The organism is Streptomyces sp. NPDC001100 (assembly GCF_053598575.1).
Genome location: NZ_JBSFKO010000077.1, coordinates 10358 through 15609, shown reverse-complemented (window position 1 = coordinate 15609; position 5252 = coordinate 10358). Strand labels below are relative to the sequence as shown.

The window sequence follows — 5252 nt, the reverse complement described above, 5'->3', positions numbered from 1 at the left end:
GGGGCGGGTGAAGATGGCTTGCTCCTTCTGGCTGGCTCGGTCAGGAGAGACGGGCCCCGGGGCGGCGAAATGCTTGGTCGTGTGCCGCCGCCCCGGAGGTCAGGGGTCGTTCGGGGGTCGTTCAGCGGCGGTGGTCGCGGAGCATCGAGCGCAGGACCACGGCGGCGATGGCTACGGAGATGGCCGTTACGGCGACGGCGGCCAGGAGCGCGGTGAGGACGACTCCGCCGACGACCAGGGCGACGACCGTGTTGCGGTCGATGGCGACCGGCGGGAGCGAGCGCCGTGCGGGCATCGGGTCGTTCGGGGTGTGGGTGTGTGCGGGCGGCGGGGTCGGGTTGTCGGGGTACTTGGGCAGGAACACGGCGAACCCTTTCTCATCTACTCGTCTAGTCATGTGAGCCGTTTACGACACCCACGCCGGAGCGCGTGCCGGACTCGATGGCGGGGGCGAGGAAGGTGTGCGAGAGCCAGAAGCCGAACAGGGCGATCAGGACGACGATCCAGGTGCGGACGCCGAGGAACTTGACCGCTCCCCAGGCGAAGAAGCCGAGGACGACGACGAGCGGCAGGCTGACGGTCACGGGGTGGAACTCCCTTTCAGCGGACGGGGCAGCGGTGGGTGTGGGCCGCCAACTCGGCGGCGGCGCGGCTGTCGTAGTCGTGCGAGGCACCGCAGCGCGGGGCGGTGCAGGCGGCGGTGTGCTTCTCGCGGCCCCGGTCGTCGTAGGACGTGGCGACCTGGACGGGGCCGATGCGGATGACGTTGCGGAAGCGGCGGTTGGCGGGCATCGTCAGTCCTCCTTTTGCGGGTTCGGTGCGGGGAACTCGGCGAGGATGCGGGCAGCTTGGGCAGGGTCCGAGGTCCGGTCGGCGGCTTCCTCGGCCAGGAGCCGGGCCAGTGCCCATCGGTTGCTGCGGGCCATCTCGCGGGCCGCGTCGAGGTAGTCGGCGGCGGTGTTGAAGGTGAGGGGCACGGGTCAATTTCCTGTCGGTGTGAGGTGGGCGGCGATGGCTTCGGCCATGGACGCGGGGACGCCGAGGCGGGCGCGAAGGGTCGGGGTGTCGATGGGGGTTCCGGTTCGGGTGTGGTGCTCGGCGGCGACCTTGCGGGCGTGCTCGATCAGGGCGGCCGGGACCGGCACGGCGGGGCGGTTGGGTGGCACCTCGACAGCGAGTTGGGTGGGCAGCTCGGGGGCTGATTCGGGCTTGTCTTCCTGGTCCTCGACCACCTCGACGGCGACGACCGCCTTGGGTGCCGAGTGGGCGAGGAGGGTTCCGCCGAGGAAGGCAACGGCGGGCCAGCCCGCCACGAGGATGCGCAGCCAGGCGGGAACGTCGCCGAGGTCGAGCAGGCCGGCGGTCGCGACGTTCGCGCCGAGAGACGCGGTCAGAGCGATGACGAACCAGCACCAGCCGGAGGCCTTCGCGTCGCCGGTCCGCAGTCGACGCCAGGCAGCGACGAGCAGGAGATCGACGCTGATGGGGTAGGCCCACGCTTTCCACCCGTCCTGTCCGGCCGCCGAGGCGATGTCGTGCAGGTGGGCGAAGGAGAGGGCGGCGGCGATGAGTGCTTGGACGAGTACCGCGTCGACGCGGGCCAGTTGGGCGCGCATGATGCGGCTCCTTCCGGGTTCGGGCATGGGAGGGGTAGGGACGTGGCGCGAGGCGGTCACGCCAAACCGATTTGGGAGAAGGTCAGTTGGTTGCCGGGCGCGGCTGGACGTTGGGGCCCGGGGCCTTTACCAGGTGCGCGGGCGCGTGCGGCTGGAAGCGCTTGAGGGCGGGCAGGTCGGGCACCAGGTGCGCGGAGTCGCGGCAGATCTCGGCGGCGTCGCCGAGGGAGAGGTAGGGGGTGCGGATGCGGGACCAGCCGCCGGAGGTGTCTCCCGCGACGGCGAGGCCGGGGCGTTCGGGGGCGATGGCGCAGGCGGCGCCGACGGCTTCGGGGGCGATGTCGCCCAGGGCCATCTTGGCGGAGGCTTCGTCGTTGACGCGGTGGCAGACGCGGCCGGTGAGCTGGGCGCGGAGCATGGTGGCGCCCTTGCCGAGTTCGGCGCCGAAGCGCTGGCCGCAGACTTCGAGGTAGATGCCGGCGGCGCGGCCGAGTTGGGCGAGGCGGATGAGCTGGGTGACCATCTCGTCGCGCCGTTCCTCGTCCTTGCGGGTGGCGACAAGGAAGAGTTCGGCCACCTCGTCCACGAACAGCACGATCGGAACCGGGCGTTCACTCTCGGGCAGGCCCCAGATGTCTGAAGTGATCTCCTCGTCAGGGGTGTTGGGGGCGATGCCCTGCCGGGCCTTGATCAGGTCGTAGCGGTCCTCCATCTCGTCGATGAGCGCGGGCAGCAGGTCGGCCGCCTGGTCGGGATCGGTAGCCAGAGCCGAGAGTCGGGCAGCGAACGGGGACAGTTCCACGCCGCGCTTGCAGTCGATGCCGACCAGGGCGACCGGCTGACGGGCGAGCCCGGCAACCAGGTGGCGCAGGTACATGGACTTGCCCGACAGGGTTGCGCCGAGGGTGAGTTGATGTGGAACGGTGCGGTAGTCCCGTACGAACGGGGTGGCGTCCTCCCGCAGAGCCACCGGCACTTTGAGGAGGCCGGAGGGGAGCTTGCGGGTGCGGGGCATGCGGACCCGGCGCAGTACGTCGTAGCCGACGAGGCGGAGTTCGACGACGCCGGGCTTGAGGGTGGTGACGTAGACGGCGTGAACTCCCCAGGCGTGCCGCAGTCGTTCGGCGGAGGCGGCGACGTCGGCGGGTTCCTGGCCCGGGGCGAGCCGCAGCCGTATCCGCAGGCCGCTTGTGGTGGGGCGGATGATGCCCCGGCGGGGCGGTACGGGGCGGACCTCGCGGCGGGTGGTGGCCTTGACGGCGAGGATGCGCAGCCGGGACGGGGCGACGGTCAGGCCGCAGGCCTCCATGACCGAGCCGTACGAGCTGAGCAGGCGGGTTGTGGATATCGGCAGGCCGATCGTGGACCAGTACGCGGCCGGGTGCTTGGCCCGGGTGTAGGCGGCCCCGCCACCGAGTGCGGCGAGGGGACCACCCACCTCCAGGAGCGTCGTCACGTCGGTCATCAGGCGGCGACCTCGGCGACGGCCGGGAACGCGGCCGGAGTGACGGCGGCGGCACGGAAGGCGATGCCGTGACGCTGCTGCCCGTTGAACACGCTCTCCCACGGCCGGGCGACCAGCCCCGGCAGCGAGACCGGAGCTCCGAGCGCGAGCCCCTCGGAGACACCGCCCTCGGGGACGGTGACCTTGATGAGGGACGACTCGCCCTCCTCGATGTAGACGACGCCGAGCGTCATCAACGCCTCGCCGCTGACAGCGTCCTTGGCAATCTCGCCGGTCTGACGGTCGCGGACCTTCGGCTCCGGAGCCTCGGTCAGCAGGATCGTCGCGGCGGCGGTCTCAACACGGATGGTACGCAAGGAAGTTTCCCTATCTACTCGTCTATACATGTAGCGATCCGCGAACCCGATCTCCGGGTTCGTGCGGACCACCCTGCCACACAACTTGCCCACTCGTCTATACGAGTATGCATGCTGAGGTGTACGAGTTCGGGAAGCCTCGCGGACCGGGCCGTTGTCAGTGCCCTCGGGCATGCTCTGCCCATGCTGATTGCGACCAACAGCCGGGGCCACGCGGTGAAGCGCCCTTCGAAGCCGAAGATAGGAACGATGCTCGCCGACCTGGATCAGGGCGATCACCTGCTCCTTGAGCGGCAAGACGAGAGCCAGGAAGGCAACTGGTACATCCAGGTGCTGTTCCGCGAGACCAACACCTACCAGTTGGAGTACCGGGACGGCGTTCCCGCAGAGCACTACCAGACGCAGACGGTGTCGCAGGAGAAGGTCCTGCAAGCGCTCCTCGACTGGGCGGCCGACAAGCCCGCGTGGCGGGAGGGCTTCATGTGGACCAACATCGGCCACTGGTTCACTCCGGCCCCCGAGGACGAGGGCGATCCGACCGTCTAGAACTGCGCCGCCGCCCATGCGATCAGGTCGCCGGGAGCTGGTATGACAGGACGTAGGCGTCTGCCGCCATGACCGTGTCGCAGACCTCGACGGCCCGCCCCTCGGTGTCGAAGGCGGTGCGGACGAGATGGATGACAGGCACGCCGGAAGCCAGCCGGAGTGTCTTGACCTCGTCCGGCGAGGGCATCCGGGCCCGGATCTCCTCCTCAAAGTGGTCCAGGCGGTGGCCGAGTTCTTCGAGGCGGGCGTAGATGCCGCCGGGGCCGGGGTTGGGTTCGGCGATCTGCGTGCCGCGGGCGATGTCGAGGGGGAGGTAGGAGGTGGCGAACTCGACCGGCCGGCCGTCGAGGAGATAGCGGCGCCGCCGGGCGAGCACCCGCCGCACGGAGCCGAGCCGGGTGGAGATGTCCTGACTGGCCTTCTGTTCCTTGACCTCAAGGCTGTCGACCTGGGGGTGGCTGCCGACCGTGTCCGCCTCGACGATGAACGCGGACTTCCCCTGTTCCCGATGCCGGCGGGCGAACCGGTCGGAGGCGAGCCGCCGTACAGGCGGGCGGGGCCGGACGAAGACGCCCTTGCCGTGTTCGGCGTGGACGAGTCCTTCCCCCTGGAGGATGGAGAAGGAGTTGCGGACGGTCATCCGGGATACCCCGTAGTGGTCCACTAGCTCCGCCTCGGAGGGCAGCTTCTCGCCCTCCCTGAAGCGCCCACGGTCGATGGCCTCGCGCAACTGGTCGGCGATCTGCCGGAAGACCGCACGATCACTCGTGGGGTCGAGATCGCCGAGCAGGCCGGAACGGAAAGGACTCACAGTGAGTACTCCTTTAGGTATCTAGACGAGTGGGCGAGTGTTGTTGCTACGGTGGAGAGCCTAGCCAGCCGGGAGGGCCGAGGAACGTGAGCACTGACCGTCCGCACTCCGTGAGCGTCGCCGGAGTCATCGTCGACGACCATGGCCGCGCCCTCCTGATCAAGCGCCGCGACAACGGCAAGTGGGAACCCCCGGGGGGCGTCGTCGAGCGAGACGAAACCCTCCCCGAGGCCCTCCAGCGTGAAGTCCTCGAAGAAACCGGCATCAAGATCGCACTCCCCGCGACCCTCACCGGCGTCTACAAGAACATGACCGGACTGATCGTCTCCCTGGTCTTCCGCTGCCAGGCCACCGACGGCACACCCACCACCGGGGACGAGACCCGCGCACTGCGCTGGGCCACCCGCGAAGAAGTATCCGAACTCGCCGACGAGGCATACGCGATCCGCGTCCTGGAC

Annotated in this window: 10 protein-coding genes; 2 read left to right on the top strand and 8 right to left on the bottom strand. The window is 69.6% G+C overall.

Features of this window, described 5'->3' with window-relative positions:
• Window positions 1–121: 121 nt before the first annotated feature.
• From ACWDEW_RS48410 to ACWDEW_RS48380, 7 genes are all read right to left on the bottom strand, one after another.
• The gene (locus ACWDEW_RS48410) at window positions 122–364 is read right to left on the bottom strand and encodes a SpdD protein (protein ID WP_450522700.1); all 243 of its coding nucleotides are present in this window, start codon (window positions 362–364) and stop codon (window positions 122–124) included.
• 25 nt (window positions 365–389) lie between these two features.
• Window positions 390–584: a hypothetical protein gene (locus ACWDEW_RS48405; protein WP_019075277.1), complete on the bottom strand. Its 195-nt coding sequence runs from the start codon at window positions 582–584 to the stop codon at window positions 390–392.
• 16 nt (window positions 585–600) lie between these two features.
• On the bottom strand, window positions 601–792 hold the full coding sequence (locus ACWDEW_RS48400; protein ID WP_200715646.1) for a mobile element transfer protein: 192 nt from the start codon (window positions 790–792) through the stop codon (window positions 601–603).
• A gap of 2 nt (window positions 793–794) precedes the next feature.
• Window positions 795–977 (bottom strand): hypothetical protein, encoded by a 183-nt coding sequence (locus tag ACWDEW_RS48395; RefSeq protein WP_019075279.1) that lies wholly within the window; start codon window positions 975–977, stop codon window positions 795–797.
• Between the two features lie 3 nt (window positions 978–980).
• On the bottom strand, window positions 981–1616 hold the full coding sequence (locus ACWDEW_RS48390; protein WP_450522695.1) for a DUF2637 domain-containing protein: 636 nt from the start codon (window positions 1614–1616) through the stop codon (window positions 981–983).
• 82 nt (window positions 1617–1698) lie between these two features.
• Window positions 1699–3081 carry an FtsK/SpoIIIE domain-containing protein gene (locus tag ACWDEW_RS48385; protein ID WP_450522693.1) on the bottom strand — a complete coding sequence of 461 codons (1383 nt, stop codon included), beginning with the start codon at window positions 3079–3081 and terminating at the stop codon, window positions 1699–1701.
• A complete protein-coding gene (locus tag ACWDEW_RS48380; RefSeq protein ID WP_366494779.1) occupies window positions 3081–3437 on the bottom strand; it encodes an SCO3933 family regulatory protein in 357 nt (118 codons plus the stop codon). The genes ACWDEW_RS48385 and ACWDEW_RS48380 overlap by 1 nt, the downstream gene beginning before the upstream one ends.
• Before the next feature lie 183 nt (window positions 3438–3620).
• Between ACWDEW_RS48380 and ACWDEW_RS48375 the strand changes: the two genes are divergently transcribed.
• Window positions 3621–3983, top strand: a complete 363-nt coding sequence (locus ACWDEW_RS48375) for a hypothetical protein (protein WP_450522691.1) — start codon at window positions 3621–3623, stop codon at window positions 3981–3983.
• A 22-nt stretch (window positions 3984–4005) separates the two neighbouring features.
• Here the strand turns inward: ACWDEW_RS48375 and ACWDEW_RS48370 are convergent, their stop codons facing one another.
• Complete coding sequence (locus ACWDEW_RS48370) at window positions 4006–4794, bottom strand: GntR family transcriptional regulator (RefSeq protein ID WP_450522689.1); 789 nt, start codon at window positions 4792–4794, stop codon at window positions 4006–4008.
• Window positions 4795–4904: 110 nt separating this feature from the next.
• On the opposite strand from ACWDEW_RS48370, the gene ACWDEW_RS48365 reads away from it, so the two are divergent.
• On the top strand, window positions 4905–5252 hold a 348-nt coding region (locus ACWDEW_RS48365), incomplete at its 3' end, for an NUDIX hydrolase (protein WP_450522698.1).

Bases quoted from the DNA above. Each gene is read 5' to 3' on its own strand.
- ACWDEW_RS48400 (WP_200715646.1), bottom strand. From the start codon at position 792: ATGCCCGCCAACCGCCGCTTCCGCAACGTCATCCGCATCGGCCCCGTC.
- ACWDEW_RS48390 (WP_450522695.1), bottom strand. From the start codon at position 1,616: ATGCGCGCCCAACTGGCCCGCGTCGACGCGGTACTCGTCCAAGCACTC.
- ACWDEW_RS48385 (WP_450522693.1), bottom strand. From the start codon at position 3,081: ATGACCGACGTGACGACGCTCCTGGAGGTGGGTGGTCCCCTCGCCGCA.
- ACWDEW_RS48375 (WP_450522691.1), top strand. From the start codon at position 3,621: ATGCTGATTGCGACCAACAGCCGGGGCCACGCGGTGAAGCGCCCTTCG.